Raw genomic sequence first — 21,749 nt, forward strand, 5'->3', positions numbered from 1 at the left:
GAGCTTAAAAAAATAAATAGTAAGACCAATTTTCAACCACCCTTTACAGGTGATCTTTTACTTTTTCTACTTCACATATACAAAGGCTTCATTTGTCGTAATATAGTATATTCCCCCCTTTTCATTCATGATTCTTTACTTTTTTTCTCCCTCTTGCCAATGAATATGGTATATAATTGAGCACCTTCCAAAACTGTTTTTCTTCCACATTAAGATAAAAATTCACTATCAACTAAAGTTTCTATTTCTTCACCGTTTCCCCAATACATAACTGGATTAGGTCTACTGGAGGCTAAAGAGGCTAGAAAAGCAGCAAAGCTAGCGTAAGGTGCTAAATTCCCTCAAAGCATCTCAAAAGCTGAACAATTATTTAATATTCCTATACTCTCCATCTAATATTTGCAAATAACCCATGAGATAATCTCCTTATATACTACATATGAAGTTTATCACTTAATATTTATTGAAGAAAAAACGATGCATACAATAATCAAATCTAATTAACATATCATTTGATTATCGGTAGCAAGATCAAAGAGACTCCCTACTCTTAGAAAGGAACCTCCAATTCATATTATTACCCCATGCCCATCAACTTACGAATTTTATAACACCTCAAAACAAAAAGTCATGAGCTAACTTTCGGGGGTCACCTCAAACGAGCCTATGACTTTTTATATGCTATATCACAAATAATCTGGGAACACTTTACAGCCCTTTTCTTGCTCCATATCATGTCCAAAGAAAATAATCGGATTTTCTTTCTTAACAACATCTTTTAAACGTTTTATTGAAGATAAAGCTAAATCCGAATCAAATCCAGCAAACGGTACTTCATCTTCAAAGTTTTCTTTCGTATATGATGCATCAATAGTTAGCAACACTGGACCTGATTTTTCCGTCTCAATTAATAATGACTGATGCCCTGGCGTATGTCCCGGTGTATATATTAATTGCACACCTGGCACTACTTCATAATCCCCTTCAATGATTTTATAGTTTAAATTCGGCAATATACATTCTTTCAAATATTCCTCTCTGTGGAGTGCTACCTCATATTCAGCACGCTGCACAATAATTGGTGTATTTGTAAAAACGCCATTTCCTCCTGCATGATCAAAATGCAAGTGAGAACTAATGATATAAAGAAGATCTTCTGGCTCATATCCGGCACGCTTTAAAATATTTATGATCCTATCGTTCTCATTCATTTTAGGTAAAACTTGTCCTTCAACAAATGTACCTTTAAAAAGATTCTCATTATTAAGAGCACTTTCTGGCATACCTGTATCTACTAAAATAAGTCCCTCTTCTGTGTCCAAAAGATAACACCAAACAGGTAAGTTTAGTAGTTTACCCGGTGTAAGTGTACTATTAACTGAAGAATGATCCAACATACAACGACCTGCTGGGAGGAAATAAAGCTTCTTTACTGTCATTATGTATCCACCTTTACAAATAATTTAGGATAAAACATTACAATATAATATTTCGCTTATTAGAAATAAACTCCTTCTCACCTTTCATTATTTCAACCATTATTTTTTCAATTGTTCACAACTTTTCATTACAAATTCAGTGATACTGGAAAGCCTATGCAGGAATTCAATCCGCCTTTAGGAATAGGATAAAATTATAAATCCCTTAACATTTCCTGTAACTTTCCTCCGTATTTTTCAGCAATTCGAAGTCTTCCGCACTTTGAATATCCTCATCAATGTCCATAATTATGAGGAGTCTAAAAATTTGAAGAAAACAACAAAAATAGTGTAAAAAAGCTACATACTATTTTTGTTGTTTTCTTTTTTAATCAGTATAAATTTGTTAATTATTACAAGCGTTTAATTTATTACACTTTTTGCGTGCTTTAATTTCCTCCGGTTGAGTACCAAGCCAATAAGTTGGAAAAGCTGTCCCTTCAGTAACACCCCCATCACGATGCATGTAATAACGCTCATCATGGTTAGCTTTAAAGTTTCCTTCAAGTGCAAGTTCCACCCACTCTGCACCAAAACGAAAAATTTCTGCAGCTACTCCACCAAGCGGGTGAAATTCATTCTCATAGACGCGTATCTCCTTTGGTGCTTCTACAAACTCATAAAGACTTAATGCTTCTTCCAAACGGGTAAGTTCATCAAATTCTCCTATTCCCATGAAGACTGGACAAGTAATCTTTGGCGCCAATTTCCACAGGTTCATCTGTCTACTCAACTCGTTTTCAAAAGCAACTTCATCAGTGTAACCAGACATGTACATAAAATTGGCTTTGAAACTCGGCTGAGCTCTGTTAAAGATGGTATCAAATTCACCATATACACCTTCAAAAGTGGCTATAGCGTTTATACGATTTTCACTCGCAGCAGCTCGCATCCCCCAATACCCACTCATACTGATACCAAAAAATCCAATCCGCTTTGGATCAACCTCAGGCCGTTTTAATAGAAAATCGATATAACAACTAACGGCGCGTTCGTAATTAGTCAAATCGACTTTTAGACCTTCAGATACAGATTCACCTTGACCCGGTCCTTCAATTGATAGAGCTATGATACCACGCGACGTATAATAACGTTGCGCAATCTGTATATAGTCTTCCTTAATCATATCCATACCTGGACCTAATATTACTGCTGGTGCATTGTGAACTTCACCTGAGGGCAAATGAAGTAGTGCATATATCTGTTTGCCTTCAAATTCTAGTACTATACGTTGTACTGTTCCCCCTCCAAGTGATGAAATAGCTGCCACACATTCATTACAACGCTCTCGAAATGCCAATTTTCGTGGATCATCATTAAAATATGAGTATTGTGCACGTCCCCACATAACAGCAGCTCGCTGATATAGATCACGAGCAGTAACAGTGAATCCCTTTTGTTCATAATGTTTTGCACGTTCTTGAGCCTGAGAAGCAACCGTCGCCCATGCTTTTGGTATCATTGCTCCACTCTTTACTTGAGAAAAAACTTTATCAAAATCAGTGTGGTCGTGTCCTAACTGTTCCATAGTTGCCTTTGCTTCAGGATGCAAAGCATCAAACCCACCAAGTGCAAGGGCTATATCTAAAGCCCATCCTTGAGATTGTGAACGTTGAGTCATAATAATCATCCTTTACGTTTTTTAATTAAGTACTTAACAATTAAGTACTTAATTAAAATAATGAAGTATAATATGTACTTTTGTCAAGACTACAAACCAAGTCGTCTTATTATTTTATTGATGATTTAAGGTGAGCATATATAATATTGCTTGGAAAATGAATAGCCAGTCTCTACTTAATTTGACTCTACTCTTTTTCATATGTTAATGTTAACACCATATAATTAAGTACTTAGTTAACAGGAAAATGGTGATGTTATGAAAAATTCTTCAAATAAGTTAACTGCGATAGACGAACTTAGTCAGGCTATATATAGTCTGACTGCAGCCGATGGACGTTTAAGAGGGCGAGCTACTCGTACATTAGGGGCAGTTTCAATGGTCCATGCTCGAACCCTTAAAGTATTAGCTGAAGAAGGCGAATTGTCAGTCAAAGAATTAGCTGATCGAGCAGAAACTACCGCCGCTGGTATTACTCAATTAATCAATGGATTACAACAGGCTGGTTACGTTGAGCGTGTTCGTTCAAATAACGACCGGAGAGTTGTCAATGTCCAACTTACGCCTAGTGGTTTAAACTGTCACTTAGAAAGAGAGAAAAAACTAAAACATATTCTTAATGCGAACCTTTCAGATTTTGATCCAGAGCAAATCGAGAAATCCTCTGAAATAATTAGATGTCTAGTTCATGTTCTTGACCAACTATAATAGTATTGAGTTTTTAGAACTAACACATCGCTATTATGCTAAAAGAACTAGTTACCCCAAAATAATAAAACCGCACCTCCAAGTATTAGATAACTATCTAATACTTGGAGGTGCGGTTCACTTAGGTCATTGATGTTTCAGCTATTCTCTTTATTTGAAAATTACATCTACCATACTAATTTAATATTATATTCCTGAAGCCAACTATTAACTTGAAGTAAATAATCTATTATACCTCGTGCATCATTACCTGAAATTACTTCGTCTTTTCCTTCTGCAATAGCACGAACTCTTTCTACATTTATTAATGGTAAAATAGGTGATTGAGGATTGTTCAACACATGTAACATCCAATCACTAATACCTTGTAGATAAGAAGCATCCTTTGTGCTTGGATATGCACTTTTTTTGCGATAAAGTACATCCTCTGGAAGTACATTTTCAAAAGCTCGACGTAAAATACCTTTTTCAATATTGTCTATGCTTTTCATTTCGAATGGAACATTCCATAAGTATTCTACAAGCCGGTAATCGCAAAATGGAACTCGTACTTCAAAGCCATTCATCATACTTGTACGATCTTTTCGTTCTAGCATAAATGGCAAGAAACGTGTAATAAACATGTAAGACATTTGACGTTGCTTCATTTGCAGATCACTTTCACCTTCTAAAAAAGGAACCTCAGCAACCGCATCTTCAAATTTTTGTTTTTGATATTTTTCAGGGCTAATCTTTTCTTTAAAATCCTCTGATAAAATTTCTGTACTATACCATAAATTAACACTCCAAGGGAATATCTCTGCATCTAAAAACTTCTCTTGATGGAACCATGGATATCCTGAGAACACTTCATCTGCGGATTCGCCTGAAAGTGCAACTGTTGCGTCTTTTTTCATTTCCTTAAATAGCAAATAAAGAGACGTTTCTAGTTCCCCAACTCCCGGTAGATCACGCGCTCGCATTGGAATTAATAAATGCTCTATTAAACTATCTGATCCCAACTCTATAGAGTGATGCTTTGTTCCTACATATTCAGCCACACGTTTCACCCAAGGTTCATCACGATCAAAACGAAGGAAGTCTTGCTCAAAGTCTTTTTCATCATTGATGAAATTCAGGGAATATGTATGAAGGTGTTCCCCTTTATTCCCAAATTCGTTTCCTGCTAAACCTGTTAGACCACTTGAATCTAAACCTCCGGAAAGCATAGATACCACTGGCCTATCAGCAATTAACTGACGTTTAACCGTATCTTGTAAAATGGAGCGGATTGTCTCCACTGTCATATCAATATCATCTATATGTTTTTTACTTTCAAGTTTCCAATACTGTGTCGTATTTGAACCATTAGAGGTAAACGTCATATAATGACCCGCACGTACTTCATGTATATCCTTAAAAATCGCATGACCAGGAGTACGTGTTGGTCCAAGACAAAATACCTCAGAAAGTCCTTCTTTATCTACTTCTGCATTTACAAGCGGATGCGAAAGCAAAACTTTTAACTCTGAACCAAAGAGAATTGCGCTTCCTCTTTGAGCGAAAAATAAAGGCTTCACACCTAGATGATCACGACCAAGCATCAATTTCCCAAATCTTTCATCCCAAATACCAAAAGCAAAAATCCCATTTAAGTGTTGAACACAATCTTCTTGCCATTCTAAATAAGCATGTAGTAATACCTCTGTATCAGACTTTGTCTGAAATTCATGACCTTTCCCCTCAAGTTCTTTACGTAATTCTTGATAGTTATAAATTTCTCCATTGAACGTAAGGCCAATCGTATCATTTCCATCTTTATACAGCATAGGTTGAAGGCCACCTTCAGGATCAATGACGATGAGACGTCGATGACCTAATGCTGCTCGTTTTGAAAGCCAATGCCCCTCTGCATCAGGCCCTCGGTGAGTGATAGCATCTGTCATTTTTTTTAACGTTTCTTGTTCATGAGACAGGTCTTTAGACCAGTCTATCCACCCTGCAATTCCACACATAGTGTCTACCTTCTCTCAAATAGTATAGAAACCGACTAAAATTAAATATCAGTCGGTTTTCCGTAAAAAATCCGACTAAAAACATCTTTTAGTCATGTTTATATAATAAAACGAATTGAATAAAAAATCAAATAATTCAATCAAGAAAGAAATCACTGTCCCCTTTCACTTGAATTCTCATCGTCCGATTAAAAAGTTATTACCTTAAACTTTCATTTTTATCCTAAGTTATAAAGTTGCATTCTATTATAGTTATATACTAGAAATGAGAATGGTGTATGTTATTCTATAAGAAGCAAATAGAGGACTTTCTATTAGGAGTTAAAAAATTACAAATGGACTGATACAGAATGTAATGAAAGAAAACTTCGCTAAATATTTCAAGGATAGGGTGTAGACAATGATCAAATTAGAAAAAGAAAATAAAAAAATGAAAATCATTCAATCTGCCACAATACTGTTCTCTACGGGTGGTGTCCGTAACACAACGGTCGATGAAATTGCAAAGAAAGCTAAAGTTGGTAAAGGTACTATTTATTATTACTATACAGATAAAACTGAAATATTATGTGACTGCTATATGCGTCATATTCAGCTTATACGTTCACAATTATTTGATTTATATAAAGAGGAAAAAGATGTTTTACTTCGAATACAAAAAATCCTTCATTATATCAGCCTAGAATATCATCAAGATCCGTTTGTTTCTACACTCTTTCAAGAATATAAAGAGTACCATTCACCTGAAATTACAGCTTGTTTTAAAAAGTCTGAAGAAGAAGCAATTAAAATGATAAGTAATTTGCTCGAAAGAGGTTATCAGCAAGGAGCTTTGCATAAGGTACCATTACCACTTACAGCTTTTATGTTAGTACGAATGATTTTTAACTACGAACAGGATTACATAAAAGATGATAAAAGTGATAAAGAATTTCTGCAGTTGCTAAAACATATGCTTCTTAAAAACTAGTTTTAACCACTTACAAAAAAATTGCGGTACAAATATATGAAGAAGAACGTGAATAATGGATGGTTTAATAAGCTCTTTTCAGTCTGGACAAACCTGCAAAATATCCAACGCTTATGTAGGAATGACTGATAAAAGAACAACAGCGATTACAAGATCAAACTGTAAGGGAAAAAAGAATGAAATAAAGTATTCTGCTCGTAGTTCAGTTTTAGCAATATTAATGAGAAATACCAATCATTTACTTGTGCTGATAGGAGAAGTAAATGATTGGTATTCTTTACGTTAGCCAATATGATTTTAATTTAACGAATTCCCCGAAAGAATTCTCCTTCCTCAAGCGTGTGAAGGGCGTAGCCCAACGGTAGGTGGGAGATGAATTTCGGTTTGGCATAGCCAAAAACTTTTGATAAACTAGCTATATGAAGTTCTTTGATAACTTGATATATGAGGTTGCAGGAAGAAAATAGAGTGCGAAAACCAAGCCATTCGGTTCCTGCGTAAAATATCAACCGTACCAAAAGAGCGTCCAAGCGTTGGACATCTAGGGGTGGAACACCCCGAAGTAACGCTCAGGGAGACGAAAGGGTACTTTCGTCGTGGAACTGAGAAGCTCCCACTTCAAGCTTTGCTAAGTGGCGAGTAGTTCACTAATCTAATAACAAACCTTTAATTTAAACAAATCTAGTTCAAGCAAAAAAAGATGTCCTAGTACCATATCTACTAGGACACCCCTTCATTTTAATCATATATACATAACTTCTCTAAATTTCTAAATTCTATACATCTCTATCAATTAAATAATAATTAGATATATCTCCTATCTAAAACATAGTATTATTATTAGCTGTTTCATTTGGAATCTCTTGAATTACATCCCAGTGTTCGACAATCTTACCATCCTTTATACGAAATATATCCACTATAGCAACTCCCTTATCTTGAGAATTAGTACGAGAATGTACATGAAGAGCAACTGTATCTCCTTCAGCTACTACACGTTTAATCTCTGCAGAAGAGTTAGAGTTTTTAACAAAATCCTCCTTAAAGAAATCCATGAAAGCTTTTCGTCCATCAGCCACAAAAGGATTATGTTGCTTATAATCTTCACTTACATATTTAGGTATAATATCGATATTATGTTTGTTAAAAACTTCATTATAGAAATCAACTACCATCTTTTTATTCTTTTCTTTTTCTGTCACATTATCTTTCGATACTGATGCAACATTCCCGCTCTTTATTGCGTTACCTTTGTTTTTACCTGTGGAAGCTTGAAATATCAAAGTCGACACAATTCCTAAAATAAACACAGAAATAATTATTATTATTAAATTTTTATCTAATTTCATATACATCTACCTCTTCTAATCATATAAGTTATATTCCATAACATACTTGAAGAAGGAGAAACCTTCCCCAAAATGTGATATAAGGGGTAATGTTAGCAAAATCCGTTTATCCTAACACTACTCCTTATACAAGGTATGTTAGAAACGATTAACTCTAACTCAATACCTCATTAACAGTTGCACTGTCCACAATTTGAATAAACTTTTTAACCTTATCATTCTCATCAAATTCGTAAAGATGACAAAAATCTGCTACAAATGATTTTCCTGTTGCTTTATATGTCCCACTATACTTTCCATAAACGATTACAGTTTTATCATTAAATGCATAGATTTCATCCTTTGCACTATAGTCATTCCATTCTGTCCCAAGACGTTCATGTACGTTTTTCACTACTTCATCTGGACCTATATAAGTCCCTGCATATGGAAATCCAGCGGCTTCTGTCCAAGATACATTCTCATTTAAATACGCTTTGAAAGCATCCATTTTCCCTTCACCAGTCAATACATACGTTTCATGTAATAGTTTTTGATATTTATTCATAGCATTAACCCCATGGCATTTCTTTTGTTACAACTTTTGCACTTAATTCTAATACACCTTTATTAGCATAGCCTGGATATGCTGTTTCAAGCTTTGCCACAAAATCTTTTGAAGTGTTACTTTCTTCAGAAGCTTGAATTGCAGTGCTTAGATAATCCATAGTTGCAATAATCGCTTGATTATCTAAGGATTTTTCGATTGATCCATGGCTTGGTACAATAATGTCAGCATTTAACGCTTGTAATACTTGCAAGTTCTCAATCCATGCCTCCATTGCTGCTTTTGAACTAGTATCTGCTAAGAACACATGGATTTCGTTAAATACATCAATACCACCAATTAATAGTTTTAACTCTTTATTAAATAAGCTAGTTCTGTAATTATCTAAGCCTACAAGTTCAAATGTTAAGCCTTGAAAGTCAATAGATTTACCCCTAAACACTTGAGGTAATACCACATTGCTTGGTGCATTTTCTCCAAGAGCGTCTTTCCAAACTTTTAATTTACCTAAGACAGAATGAACAATATGTTCAACAGTAGATTCTGTAGCATAAGCAATGGCCTCTGGGTATACTGCTTTAATGCCCTCTAAACCAAAATAGTAGTCAGGATCTCCATGGATAATAAAGATTTTCTCTAAAGATAAGTTATTTTTCTTGAGGTAATCAACAATTTCTTTCGAATCAGATTGGGTGAATTTTGAATTTATTAAGAATGCATGTCCTGCTTTCTCAACCAAGGTTGCAGTTACCATAAAACTTTTTTCATCCGAACTAAACACCGTTAATTTCACATCTTTTTGATTTGTATCGATTGTTTTAAACATAGTATGTTATTCTCCTTTTTGTTAAAGTTATTGAATAGAAAACACATTTTTATCTTTTCCCACCAGAATTCCTCCCTCCTCAATTTCCGTGAAGGTTTGATTGCACCAGCAAATAAGTGGGAGATGAATGTCGGGTTGGCGTAAGCTAATAAGTTTTAGTAAAATTAAAATTGGACCCTCGTCAAAAACAAATTGAAAATATAACTGATATCAGAAAGATTTAAGTCCATCTACTTCTATTCTTCTTTAAAACGTTAAATGTTATATACTTTAACTTAAAATTTTTTAATATAAATTTTTAAAACGCGCTTCAATTTTATCTGGGGTCATTACCCCGCCACCAATAGGGATAATTTGATTATCCTTTTGTAAAAGCAAAGAAGGATAACTATTAATACCAAGCTGTCGAACTTTATTGAAGTCGTTTTGGACATCTATTATTGTTTCTTGAGCGTTTAAACGTTCTAATACTTGTTCAGGATTCAAACCAAGCTCAATCGCAATCTTACGGTATGTTTCAGGATCACTTAGACTTTGTCCCTCATAATAAAACGCTTTTTGCATAGCCGAAGTGAATTCTAACAAACGGTCTGGCGCTAATGAGCGTAAAGCTGAAAAGCCCATTGCAGCATCTTCCGAATTCATTTTAAAAGTACCTTCTGCCACCAACTTTTGGTATGAAGGGCCAAATTCTGCACCTGTAAGTTGATTAATTCTTTTATTTCCCTCTTCTATATATGAGAAATTTTTCATTGGTAAATTATCTAAAAATAACCCTCCACATAAAACCGTTAACGGCACTTCAGTGTGTTTTTTGTAAAATCCTTTAATACTTTCTGAAAAGCCATAGCACCATCCACAATATGCGTCCCATACATATATAAGGTTTTCTTGTTTCGTTTCCATTTAAATCTCCTACCTTTATTTTTATTAACCAGTCCAGCTATCACTTAAAATGCTCAGCCAACTTTTTGGTTTGTAAAAGTACCTCTTTTTTAGTATCTTGTTCTTTTTTGAGCCACCTTACTATATTTTTCAAAACTAACCCTTCCAAAAAAGATCAGATAAGATCTTTAACAAAAGATAGTGCTGCACATTATTGCTTCAAAATAGAAGATACGAAAGTTCGGTATATACATTAGCCTTTATACGTTAGTAACTTTCTACATTGGGCGACAACATGCAGACGACCATTCTTAATTAAATATATACAACTAATTTTCACTTTAAATAGGTTTAAGTTGTAACTAGATTAATTACAACTTCATGTAACTATTTTAGTTACAACATAGATGGAAGTCAATTCTTTTTTAACAAAAATATTAAATCTCTACCCTAACGCTTTTATAATTCTAGTATTAACAGGTGGCTTTCTGTTCTTAAGTTTGTTAAAACCCTTAGTAATCCCCTCAAAATATATATACTATTATGTTGATAAAAAGCTATACGTTCCCCTAGCCCTGTATTTTCTTCAGGGTCTTTATTCATTATTTTTATTTTTTGATCGTGTGCAACTAATAATAAATTCAAAAAAGAAAAAACAATTTTAAATTTATTATTGTATTCTTAAAGTATTCCATAACAAACAAGATAGTTAACACCATAAATATAGTATTAACTATCTTGTTTGAATATTAGTAATAATAAGTCTAAATATTATCAATTCACTTTATATTACATATATGTAAAAATAATAACATGATAAGCTTTTTCAAATTTTATCCCTACTAAAGATTTGAAATTAGCATTTCATTACTCTCCTTACTGTTAATATGCCTGGAAAAAGAACCTATAGGGTTCTTTTTCTGTTCATTACATAGAATCCTATATTAATAAAGTAAAAAAAAGAGGGATCTCTCCCCTCTTCACCAATAAAATCAAACATATTTACAATTAAGGACGGGCATCCATTCATCAAGAGATGAAAAGAACAAAAATAGTTCACCTAGTGAATTATAACACATAATCATTCCTATTAATAGATAATATTAACATTTATGGTTTTTTTGTTACAAAATTGTTAAGCATCTTAATATTAAAAGGCTTTATAGGTATATATCTTGAAAGTTGATAGTGTAGTGATAAAATATAAGGAGGCTATATATTATGTTTACAAAAAAACAGACATTAGTAACAACCGTAACAGCTTTAACATTAGGATGTGGATTTACTTTCGGATTAACACCAGCCTTTGCTGATTCTAGTAAGGTGTCCGTAGGCACTACACCTATTCATTCTATTCAAAAACAAGAACAAGAACCTTTTACTGGATATGTCATTTCAGTAGATAACAATTATTTAGTCGTTGCTGCTACTTCTACAAAAGATGAAGCGCTCGCTTATCAACATGATTGGTGGGATCTAGTTTCTCAAAATAAGATTTTAAGAGTTCCAGTTTCCAATGGAGAAGACTACAAGTTAGGTGAAAAATTAAACGTATATGCAGTTGGTTGGACTGCATCATTACCACCAATTGCTGTTATGCCTACCATTGAAAAAGTATTTCAGTAGGTAAAGTTTCCGATAATAAAGCTACCCCATATAAAAGGAGTCATTTAACCTGTATCCTTTGTAAAGGGCATTTTGAAAAAAAGTTAGGCAACATCAAAAAGATGATTTCTGTATCCAACAGGAGTCATCTTTTTCAAATTCCATTGATATCTATAGTGATTATAGTACATTATATATTTCTTATCTCTTGATTCCACTCAACAAAGAACACGAAAGATTTTTTATGTGCTTCATCTTTCAGATGACCAAAAAATGATTCTTGTGGGACGTTATCCCCACAGTTTCCTCTTCTTGACATGGATTGTCCAAGATTTAGCTTTTTGACTAGCTTTTGATTGGTAGGACTTGTGTAGTGGGATCCTTGATCTGAATGAATATATGCACCTTCAGTCAATCGAATCCTCTGATTCCTTTTTAGTTTATGAAGGATTGTCGTTACGAGGCCTAATGTCATCTGTTCTAAAACATGGTAAGCCAACCGCTTAAATTTTATTTACCCTCCAAAAATAGTTTTATGAAAATCATCATTTCTAAGTTAATTTTCATAAGACTATCGTATTAGAGAATTATGTATGATAAAAAACTTGCGCATAGTATAAAAGACTTTGAAAAGCTAAGGGAGTTATATCATCATTTTTATATAGCAAATGGAAGCTTGTTCATTGTAGAATGTAGATTGATTTTTACTATTACAATTTGGTAGATTGTTCTTCAGCTAAGTCCCTAAGAAATTTAGCTCTTTTAAGACCTTTGTATTCGTCTAAAGTTATATCTCTAACAATTGACCACGAACCAAGCCACATTGTTTCTCTGATATAACCATTCGGGATTTTAATTTTGGAAGTATCGCAAGCATTTCTTCCACACATAACAAATAAAGCTTTATTATAATCATCTTTATAATCTCTATTGAATCTATGATCTTTCATATATTGTTCAAATCCGCAATTACTACATTTAATTTGCACCTTTCTCAGCCCCTTGTCTTTTGTTGTTCCACGTATCGTCCAATAGGTATGATTAATAACTTTGGAGGTGTTTGTCAGAAGAAAAGGATTTACATGGTTCGGCATTAGATCCAAGCTCACTAGGCCTAAATCACCACCTAGCCCCTCATTTATAAAGATTTCGTTTACAATTTACATTTGCAATAATAAAATTTAAGCAAAAAGGGACGCCCTAGGACATCCCCTTATTTTTACTCATCTTATACATAACTTATCTAAATTTCCAGCTCTTTTTTACTATCAAAGCTCTTTTTTATTTATTGACTTACTTTTACTATTTCCTTTAGATATCTCTGCATATTTTGATTTACTGCATAGACGTAACATCCATTTATCCCGCGAGATAATAATACGTAATAAATACGTTTAATATAGGATGTTAACTCTTCATTATTTAAATCCGTTCCCTTAATCGGAAGTCCGTTTCGATCCTTATACTCTTTTGGGTTGACGATGATCTTTGCTTTATTCAAATCATAGTCTCCATTTTCTTCACCTGTATAATTACAATCAATTTCAGCTCCTAAGATCGCACCAATATAATTTAAATCAGCACCTTGGGTAGTATGAATACATCCTATTTCCTCTACACTATTCTTAAAATTAATCCAGTCCTTTACCTTTGAGTTCCATACAAATGTATTACCTGTAACAGGATCTTTTATATCATATAGATTCTTATCCTTTTGTGTAGCCCATTTCCAAGAATAACCCGCGACTACGCGACATAATTCATGGTCTTTATTTAAAGATTTCATGGAATCATTTAATTCTGTAATAGAGTCCATTACTTTAAAGTCATAGCCCTGCAATAATCCTTCCTCATAAACACCAACATTATTTGCTATTTGTAGATATTTACGCAGCCATGCTAGATATTGGTCTCCAGATTTCAAACGAAATTGTTTATGTAAGGGATGCCTCTTATAATTCACTGTCAACCGTTGAAATACATCTGTATCTATATCTGCAGGTCGAATTGTTTGGTATGGATCATAAACCACAGTTAAGTGATATGCATATGTTTCTATTAACTCCAACTCAGTTGTATAACCATTATCAGTGACTAAATGTTTTAAATCACGTGCTTGTTTACCAAAATATTGTTTCAGACGATGCGCTTCGTCCACAAAAACATATTTATATTTTGTACCCCTACTTTTTGCCTGCTTAATAAATTGTGAAGGTGACAGTACTGTAATACTTTGTAGACCTAGTTTGTTCATTAAACTCTTATATAAATTTAATGAGTGAGTTTGCGGAACTACAAGTGCTATATCTTCATAATTCAAGCCCTCTCGTGCTTTACCAGTTTTATTGTCGTAAGCAAGCGCATATAAGATATTTGTTAATACAATTGTTTTACCGGTACCCGGGTCCCCTGTAATCAAATGTCGACTATTTGATGTGGTAAGCATCGTATTAAAAATGTCTTTACAAACCTCAATTTGATTAGCCGATAGCTCTTTAAATGGTGAATATTTATAAATAAATTTATTATGTATCTCACCTAAATTCTCACTAGCTACCCCTTCTTCAATTAACTGATTCCAAATTTCTTTAAACATACTCTGAACATTTTCAATCCCGTTATAAGAATGAATCTTTTGGCCCCTTACTTTATTTAGTAAGTTAAATTTATCATCTGCAGATAAATATTCAATTAACAATGTTTCAATATGCTTAATCGAACTTTCATTAAATAATTCGCTTTTTATTACAATAACTTCATTGAATGTTTTACTTTCATCACTTAAATGTGCAACGAAACGCTCATATATATCTGTGGACTTACCTACATATAAATTCTTCTTATCTCGTTGAATATAGACTACTGGTACTTTATCAATTTCAAAGTCTCTCGTACTGCCTTGCTCAAACGCTTTTCGCTTCTTCTTAATTATTTCAAATAAAGATAATTTTGCTGCAAATGATATCATTTAAATAACCCCCACTTTTTTGGTTAAAGAATATTTGAGAGTAGTGAATATTGTATACAGTTTGAATCCAATACACACATACAACTCAAAATCCCATCCCTCTTCTTTTACACATTTATTTCAAAAAACTGTAAAGCGATAATCGCTTTACAGTTCGTCATATTTTTTATTACTTCCAAATGCCTTTTCTACTGGATATTTCTCTGCATTCTTGAGTAATTTAGCATATACTGCCTCTTCTAAATCAATATTCAATTTATCACTTAACATAAGCAAATAAATCATTACATCAGCCATTTCTTCTTTCATTTCCTGCATTTTAGTTTCTGTTGCTTCTTCACTAGACTTCCATTGAAAAGTCTCAAGTAATTCTGCTGCCTCTAAATTTAATGAAATTGCCAAATCCTTTGCATTATGAAACTGACCCCAATTTCTCTCATCTCGAAATTTTATTACTGCCTTTTGTAAATCTTGCATCACTATTAATCTCCCCTCTTTTTCGTATTATCTTTTCAAAATAAAACGCACTTTATATAGGGTCTCAACTAATCCACCTTAATCCAGATATAATCGTCCTCATATTTAACATTTAATTTTAATCGGATACCCTTCATATATGCATCTAATTGCTTTGATAGGCTCTCATCACCGACTTGATCATATCTATCTACATCTAAATATAACTTGAATACACTTCCTTCCTTTAACTCAAACTCCCATTTTAAAAAGTTATATAACATACTTTCCTGACTCATGTATTCATTTGCTTCCATATATTCTAGCAGCTCATGTAAATTATAATATACTAAGCTACTTGGCCTGAGATCTTGACATTTTGGACAATATTCTCTATATCTATCTTGCAATTGCATAATCATTTCTGTACCACATTGATTACAGTTATACATGTAGCAATCTCCTTCAATTCTCTTATGTTCTTCATACTCTTGAAATTATAAATTATACTATTTTGTTTTAAAAATGTTACTCTTATGCCACTTAAAGTATAATTTATTTTCTGGGCGAATTTCTATCTTAGCTTTGGGTGTTAATCCAAATATCAAATAATCTGTTTCTACTATCAATGGAGAAATATGCAATCGCCCCTGGCCATCAAATGTAATAAACCCTTTATCATACAGGGCATCATGATTACAGCAAAGGAGCACACCATTATAAGAATTTAAACGCTCCATACTTGTGCTATCTTTCCATGGCTTTGAATGACTCGCTCTTAATAATTCTGGTAAATTTATTCCGCATAATGCACATTTCCCGTTCCACAGCTCCATTAATGCTTTCCTGAATTTTTGCTGCCCAATTCGGATTGTAGCTTTTACCTTTGATTCCGTTTCAGATATAACAGGAATTAATGTGTTATTTTCAGTCCTTCTTACCTCATCAACTGATAATTCTAATTGCTCATTTTTCTTCTTATAGATGTTTGAATCACTAATTAATTCAATTAATTTAAGAGCTAATTCTTCATTACATGGGTATAAATAACCTTGATTTCCATTTGCATCTGATTGAAAAGGCGAGTATTTAATTGGTAAAAGCTGCGATATCTCTTCAAAATTCTCAGGTATATTAATTGTTTTTTCTAACTCATGATATTTTAAAGGCACCAGATAGCCTTCATCATTCCATTGATCATGACTTTTCATAATCGATGGTTTATTCGATTCCTTACAATCTTCTTCAGCAATACTAACCGCTACAATATTCCCTTTTACATAATGAAAGATTCGATCTCCTTTTTTTACATCCATCATTCTTTTCCATGAATGTGGTACATTACCACCTCTATCTTTTTTTGGTGACCAAATAATTCCTAATTCCTTTTCTTCTTGATAAGTATGTCCCTGCATAACAATAAAATGGTTCATATATTCTCTCCTAAAGCGTATATTTACTACACTGATTTCTATTTAATTTAATACTAAAAAACTCTCCTACGATTAGCAAATAACCTATTTAAGTTTTTACTAATAATTAATTATACATTTATTATTTCATACGATTTTTTTCTCATAAATTAAATCCCACACACAATGATGTTAACATGTAAAAATAATATAGTTATTTTACAATAAAGTACATATCACACAAATATCTACAAAAGCAGCACATGCGCTATTATTGATTTTTGTGATAAATGGAGAGTTTTAACTAAATACTCATTTATGCAAACAAAAGAGTTGACCTAAAAGGTCAACTCCTCTGCTTCAAATTCTTTATTTCTCTTCTTCCTTTTTTTCCATTTCCCGTTCATTTTTAGCGATTAAATCATGAAAATGCTCTTCTTTGTTTTCTTCTATATACTTCATAAGTTCTTTAAATTCCATTCATATCGCCTCCTATACTTATTATATCAATAATATTATAAGTTGTCAGGAGATTATAGAAATTAAATCTATTTATTATTTTATAAAATTTATTAAATGTATGTTCCCTAAAAAACAAGAGCTGATTTTTCGTTAAATTGATTATTTCGAGATTCATCAACAATAATTTCTTTTGCTTGTTTTGATTCTTTAAAAGCAAAAATTTCTGGTTGCTGACCCGTATTATCATATAAGCTATAACAATCTATCAAATCTTTAATTTTACAAAATGTAGTTGCTACTTTCATATGGCTTTCTTCAATAATATGTTCCGGAACCAATCTTCCTGTTAGTTTAAAACGCATGATTGATCGTTCTAAAGCAACCTTTATTGGAACATCTACAATGATTGCATTAATACTGAATTCAGCTTGTCTTAATTGTTGAATCAATTTTTTATATTTCTCTACATTTTTCATTGTACCATCATACATAAAGTTTATTTTTCTCTTCATACAGATTTTTAAAAGTTCCATGGTAATATCACTGCTTTCATCATGAACCAAAAAGGCTGCTTGTTTTATTAGTTCTGTGTCCCCTGATTCCATTAATTGTTGATATTCTGGTATTTTTTCTTTGATCTTATCAGAATCTATCCAAATTATATGTTTCTTCTTACGTTTATACCCCTTACTTACTAACTCTCCAATTGAGCTTTTTCCAGCAGCAGAACCACCACCAAGTAATATGGCTTCAGGTTCTTTTTCTTGCTGTGAATGTTCATTTAAAAATGATTCAATAATCTCATTATGTAGATCCTTACGTTCTATTACATACTCCCCATTGTTTACGTATCTTTCTCGGGTTGTTCTCAATTCGTCTTCTCCTCTTCTATAAATGAATTATTAGGTTCCCTTCAAAAGTTAGAGTACTTACTCTAACCCTGTACTTATAACTTTGATTTCTCGTCTCTACTTGAGATCATTCTTACTATGATTCCATATAGCTCTTTTAGTTAGATGCTATATTTTTCAATTCATCATTACACATTCCTTCTAAACAACCATATTTCTCTCTAACTTAATACCTACTCTATATATCCACTTAAACAAACAAAAAAGGACTCCTTTAAGTCGATTAATTGTGCATAGCAAAATAAGCTATATACACTAATCGGCTCAAAGAAGCCCTTTCAAAATTGAAACAAGAACACAACTTGCTTCTACAACTCAACCACAACACATAAGGTGTGGGAATAAACGGAATCAATTAAACTAACAATATACCTATATATTACATAATTCAGTTATTATTATCAAGATAATCTATTAATAATGCCCCTCTTTTTAAGAGGATGCGCTTAATTATAATATAAAACTTGATTTTGTCTCCTCTTAATTATTCATTTCAAATCTACTTGATTACATGAAAAATGAGCTACTAATTAAATTACTATTTTATTTCATTCCATAAAGATAAAGCAAAGATCCAATTCGGATCCCCATTCCCCTGATAGCTTTGGGCCGCCTCGTATTCCTTGCCTTCGTGAACTACTCTATCTCCTTTTTTATATGCTTTATACGAATCCCATTGCTCATAAGTGTTTTCTTGTTCCTTCGTAGTAACTGTTAAGACATCACTTTTCATTGATTCATTACCCGCCGTATCAACTGCAGAAACTGCATACTTGTATGTTGTATTTGCTTGCAAATTCTTGTCCATAAATAATGTGGTATTAACAGTACCTATTTCCTTCGTAACCCCCGCAATTTCTCTGTATACAATATAATGATCCACATCTATGTTATCTTCAGACGGACTCCACATTAAGTCAACAGTATTGGCAGTGATTCCCATACTGTGTAACCCTTTAGGTTGAGTTGGCGCTTCTGTATCTGGTTTTTCCACTGTTGTTTTAATAACTAATGCTTCACTTTCCTTAGATATATTCCCTACAGCATCTACTGCTTTTACTGTATACGTGTAATCTGTGTTTGGGCTTAATTTTTTATCAACTAAACTAGTACCCGCTACAGTATTAATTACTTCTCCATTACGTAACACTTGATACTCTTTCACCCCTACATTATCTGTTGCAGGCTTCCAATTAAGTTCTACGCTATTGGAAGTGGCTTTTACTACTTGTAGTCCAGATGGCTGAGTTGGTGCTTCTGTATCTGGTTTTTCATTATTAACTAGATTCACATCAATCACATTATAAAAAGCATTTACGGTATCAGCTACATCCCAAACCGCTAAAATGACATGATATCCACTACGATCAGTTGGTACATTAATTTTATGTGATAAATTATTAGATGCTGCAGAACCATCGTGTTTTACAGTTCCTATTAATTCAAGATCCGCTCTTGTTAGAGGTTTATTTGGATCCCATCCTTTTTTTGTGATGTAATAGTGCCATTGACTTGTTAAATGAGGAGCAGTGTATTTCCAAGTGAATGTATTCTCTCCACCCTTAATCGTATTCTTAAACCATCGATCAGCTGTTTGTTGATCAAGAATCCCACCAAACAGGCCTCCTGCTGAAGCAATTTTCCCATCAACCGGTCCACCTTGTGGGAATCCTTTAGGCGCTTCTAAGCTTTGCGGCTCATACATTACATTGCCACAATTTAAATTCAAAGCTCCATAATTCTGGCTACATAAAGCAGCACGGCTACCTGGTTTTTCAACGAACCCATGTGCATAGGCATTTTGAGGAATTAAAGTTGTACTCATAATTCCTACTGCTACTACAGCAGCACTTAATCCCTTTTTATTTGTAGTCATTTTTCTCAACTGCTTTAGAATTTTTTTATTCATTTTAATAGTCCCCTCCTATTAATTTGCTTACTATATTAAGAGCATTGATGTAAAAGAATAATAAAACATAGATTACAAAGATTAAATAAATAAAAACGAAACCTCATAACTTCATACTTAAATATTCATTTAACTTCCTTTACATCCAAATAGCTTTATAATTAAATTATTACATGATAATTCATTAAACTTATACTGAAATTGTGCACAGTTTTTGAACTTTCTTCTATTCTTATCTACTATTAAAAACTGATTAATACGGAATGACATTAACTCCAACCACTCTTCATGCTCACTTTGCTGCAAATTAGCGATTGCCACATCCCCTTTCAAAAATAAAGAGGACACCATTTCTTAAAACAGCTTTATTGCTGCTCTAAAAATTGGTATCCTCTAGTTTTCTAGCCGGACTGTATTCTGTTTTCATTTATTTAATAATACCAGCCTGCACAAAGATGTTTCTCCAAGCTTTGTTAACTTGGTATTTATCAACGGATATCGCACGACGAACGATAGCTTTTCTTATTTTCTTTTTCTTTGCATTTGCCATTCCTCTCATCCCTTTCATGCAAACGTCTCTCATTTCCATTTTGGAGCGTTTTACTCCTTTTGATACCTTATTACATTCAAAAATGATCTAAACGTGAATTGTACCTATTTTATAAATTCTTTTTCCCCACAAAAGGATTATTTTATTAGGTTTTCTAACATCCCTCATTTTAAAATTTTCAGATTCAGATGAACATCTAGACTCATAGACCATATTCTAATTTAAACGCTTCCTAAGAAAGCAGGTGAAACTGATGCCATCTATTGTTGGAAACATGGTTGTACAAAATAGTAACGGTTCTTTCAACTTAGGTGATTTTTATAACGTCTCTCCAAAGGAAAATACAAAAGCTTATAATGGTTCAGGCTCATCCAATGTTGCTTTTGTTGCTAATACCTTTAGTGGTGTTAGTGCGACAAACACATTTGATGCTGATGTTGCAGACCAAAACCAAGTTGGAACAGCATAAATTTATTCATTTCCCTCTACCTCCCTGAATAAAACTAAAAATCACGTCAATACTGTAGCTAGGCTTTTAAGCAGCCGGAAATCTCTTATGTGTAACCGTACTAATCGAGATCTCCTTCAAGACTGAGCAGTTAGCTTTTGCTAGCTGCTCTTTTATTTTAAATCCGGTTCATATTTATGCTTCTTCTGTATAAAGATCTCGTGAACCAGTTTCACGCAAAAATCTACGGCATCCTCATCACTTGTAATATTTGCACCAATGTTGGCATTCTGAAGTTCTTTTATATCCCGTACCATTTGAGTTTTCGGTATCTGCGTCTCTAACATTTTTCGAATTACTTTAGATTGACTCCCCCCATCGTATTCACACAGAAACTCAATCTCACTCCATAACTCAGTTGGTAAAGTTAACGATACTTTTCTTGTTACACCGATCGCTTTACGTCCTGCTCCTTCTCTTTTCCCACCACGATTGTTTTGTCCAGTCATTATATATATCTCCCCTTTAATTAAAGTTACTTTATTCAAAAATATCCCTTGCATTGGATACAATCAATTAATTTTAGTTACTTTATTCAAATAGAGTTCGACAAAATGAAATTTTCATTACATTAATCCCCGTATAACATT

20 protein-coding genes and 3 pseudogenes are annotated in these 21,749 nt (G+C 33.2%); 5 read left to right on the top strand and 18 right to left on the bottom strand.

Annotated elements, in window-relative coordinates:
- Positions 1-686: 686 nt before the first annotated feature.
- Positions 687-1,439, bottom strand: coding sequence for a quorum-quenching N-acyl homoserine lactonase AiiA (gene aiiA, locus ABH959_RS25720; protein ID WP_113937346.1), 753 nt, complete (start codon positions 1,437-1,439; stop codon positions 687-689).
- Positions 1,440-1,824: 385 nt separating this feature from the next.
- Entirely contained in the window at positions 1,825-3,099 is a 1,275-nt protein-coding gene (locus ABH959_RS25725; RefSeq protein WP_404493359.1) for an alpha/beta hydrolase, read from the bottom strand.
- 258 nt (positions 3,100-3,357) lie between these two features.
- On the opposite strand from ABH959_RS25725, the gene ABH959_RS25730 reads away from it, so the two are divergent.
- Positions 3,358-3,807 (top strand): MarR family winged helix-turn-helix transcriptional regulator, encoded by a 450-nt coding sequence (locus tag ABH959_RS25730; RefSeq protein ID WP_000798525.1) that lies wholly within the window; start codon positions 3,358-3,360, stop codon positions 3,805-3,807.
- A gap of 167 nt (positions 3,808-3,974) precedes the next feature.
- Here the strand turns inward: ABH959_RS25730 and asnB are convergent, their stop codons facing one another.
- Positions 3,975-5,801, bottom strand: a complete 1,827-nt coding sequence (gene asnB / locus ABH959_RS25735) for an asparagine synthase (glutamine-hydrolyzing) (protein ID WP_113937348.1) — start codon at positions 5,799-5,801, stop codon at positions 3,975-3,977.
- Between the two features lie 400 nt (positions 5,802-6,201).
- Between asnB and ABH959_RS25740 the strand changes: the two genes are divergently transcribed.
- Both ABH959_RS25740 and ABH959_RS25745 read left to right on the top strand, forming a co-directional pair.
- Entirely contained in the window at positions 6,202-6,771 is a 570-nt protein-coding gene (locus ABH959_RS25740; RefSeq protein ID WP_113937349.1) for a TetR/AcrR family transcriptional regulator, read from the top strand.
- 55 nt (positions 6,772-6,826) lie between these two features.
- A pseudogene (locus ABH959_RS25745) lies at positions 6,827-7,054 on the top strand (IS4 family transposase); the annotation flags it as partial.
- Between the two features lie 538 nt (positions 7,055-7,592).
- Here the strand turns inward: ABH959_RS25745 and ABH959_RS25750 are convergent.
- The 4 genes from ABH959_RS25750 to ABH959_RS25765 all read right to left on the bottom strand — a co-directional run bounded on the left by ABH959_RS25750 (position 7,593) and on the right by ABH959_RS25765 (position 10,399).
- A complete protein-coding gene (locus ABH959_RS25750; RefSeq protein WP_113937350.1) occupies positions 7,593-8,120 on the bottom strand; it encodes a nuclear transport factor 2 family protein in 528 nt (175 codons plus the stop codon).
- 154 nt (positions 8,121-8,274) lie between these two features.
- Positions 8,275-8,667, bottom strand: a complete 393-nt coding sequence (locus tag ABH959_RS25755) for a nuclear transport factor 2 family protein (protein ID WP_085313303.1) — start codon at positions 8,665-8,667, stop codon at positions 8,275-8,277.
- A gap of 4 nt (positions 8,668-8,671) precedes the next feature.
- Entirely contained in the window at positions 8,672-9,493 is an 822-nt protein-coding gene (locus tag ABH959_RS25760; protein ID WP_113937351.1) for an MBL fold metallo-hydrolase, read from the bottom strand.
- Between the two features lie 285 nt (positions 9,494-9,778).
- Entirely contained in the window at positions 9,779-10,399 is a 621-nt protein-coding gene (locus tag ABH959_RS25765) for a DsbA family protein (RefSeq protein ID WP_113937352.1), read from the bottom strand.
- Between the two features lie 1,200 nt (positions 10,400-11,599).
- Between ABH959_RS25765 and ABH959_RS25770 the strand changes: the two genes are divergently transcribed.
- Entirely contained in the window at positions 11,600-12,004 is a 405-nt protein-coding gene (locus ABH959_RS25770; protein WP_113937353.1) for a DUF3221 domain-containing protein, read from the top strand.
- A gap of 83 nt (positions 12,005-12,087) precedes the next feature.
- On the opposite strand, the pseudogene ABH959_RS25775 reads toward ABH959_RS25770, so the two are convergent.
- The 10 genes and pseudogenes from ABH959_RS25775 to ABH959_RS25820 all read right to left on the bottom strand — a co-directional run.
- Positions 12,088-12,482 (bottom strand): annotated as a pseudogene (locus ABH959_RS25775) (IS3 family transposase); the annotation flags it as partial.
- Positions 12,483-12,693: 211 nt separating this feature from the next.
- Positions 12,694-12,972: a hypothetical protein gene (locus tag ABH959_RS25780; protein WP_235661800.1), complete on the bottom strand. Its 279-nt coding sequence runs from the start codon at positions 12,970-12,972 to the stop codon at positions 12,694-12,696.
- 296 nt (positions 12,973-13,268) lie between these two features.
- Positions 13,269-14,951 carry a DUF2075 domain-containing protein gene (locus tag ABH959_RS25785; RefSeq protein WP_404446460.1) on the bottom strand — a complete coding sequence of 561 codons (1,683 nt, stop codon included), beginning with the start codon at positions 14,949-14,951 and terminating at the stop codon, positions 13,269-13,271.
- Positions 14,952-15,098: 147 nt separating this feature from the next.
- On the bottom strand, positions 15,099-15,428 hold the full coding sequence (locus ABH959_RS25790) for a nucleotide pyrophosphohydrolase (RefSeq protein ID WP_078205664.1): 330 nt from the start codon (positions 15,426-15,428) through the stop codon (positions 15,099-15,101).
- 68 nt (positions 15,429-15,496) lie between these two features.
- Positions 15,497-15,859: a hypothetical protein gene (locus ABH959_RS25795; RefSeq protein WP_404446457.1), complete on the bottom strand. Its 363-nt coding sequence runs from the start codon at positions 15,857-15,859 to the stop codon at positions 15,497-15,499.
- Between the two features lie 57 nt (positions 15,860-15,916).
- Positions 15,917-16,840 carry an HNH endonuclease gene (locus tag ABH959_RS25800; protein WP_404493360.1) on the bottom strand — a complete coding sequence of 308 codons (924 nt, stop codon included), beginning with the start codon at positions 16,838-16,840 and terminating at the stop codon, positions 15,917-15,919.
- 566 nt (positions 16,841-17,406) lie between these two features.
- A complete protein-coding gene (locus ABH959_RS25805; protein ID WP_340853228.1) occupies positions 17,407-18,153 on the bottom strand; it encodes a zeta toxin family protein in 747 nt (248 codons plus the stop codon).
- Positions 18,154-18,730: 577 nt separating this feature from the next.
- Complete coding sequence (locus ABH959_RS25810; protein WP_404493361.1) at positions 18,731-20,101, bottom strand: lytic polysaccharide monooxygenase; 1,371 nt, start codon at positions 20,099-20,101, stop codon at positions 18,731-18,733.
- Between the two features lie 129 nt (positions 20,102-20,230).
- Positions 20,231-20,425: pseudogene (locus tag ABH959_RS25815) on the bottom strand (ArpU family transcriptional regulator); the annotation flags it as partial.
- 103 nt (positions 20,426-20,528) lie between these two features.
- Positions 20,529-20,651, bottom strand: a complete 123-nt coding sequence (locus ABH959_RS25820; protein WP_087943100.1) for a DUF3983 domain-containing protein — start codon at positions 20,649-20,651, stop codon at positions 20,529-20,531.
- A 253-nt stretch (positions 20,652-20,904) separates the two neighbouring features.
- On the opposite strand from ABH959_RS25820, the gene ABH959_RS25825 reads away from it, so the two are divergent.
- Positions 20,905-21,120 (top strand): spore germination protein, encoded by a 216-nt coding sequence (locus ABH959_RS25825; RefSeq protein ID WP_078205660.1) that lies wholly within the window; start codon positions 20,905-20,907, stop codon positions 21,118-21,120.
- 152 nt (positions 21,121-21,272) lie between these two features.
- Here ABH959_RS25825 and ABH959_RS25830 read toward each other — a convergent pair whose 3' ends face one another.
- Positions 21,273-21,608, bottom strand: a complete 336-nt coding sequence (locus ABH959_RS25830) for a hypothetical protein (RefSeq protein WP_016093844.1) — start codon at positions 21,606-21,608, stop codon at positions 21,273-21,275.
- Positions 21,609-21,749: the final 141 nt, after the last annotated feature.

The sequence above is a fragment of the Bacillus sp. RC51 genome, from assembly GCF_044908115.1.
GTDB classification, from domain to species: Bacteria; Bacillota; Bacilli; order Bacillales; family Bacillaceae_G; genus Bacillus_A; species Bacillus_A mycoides.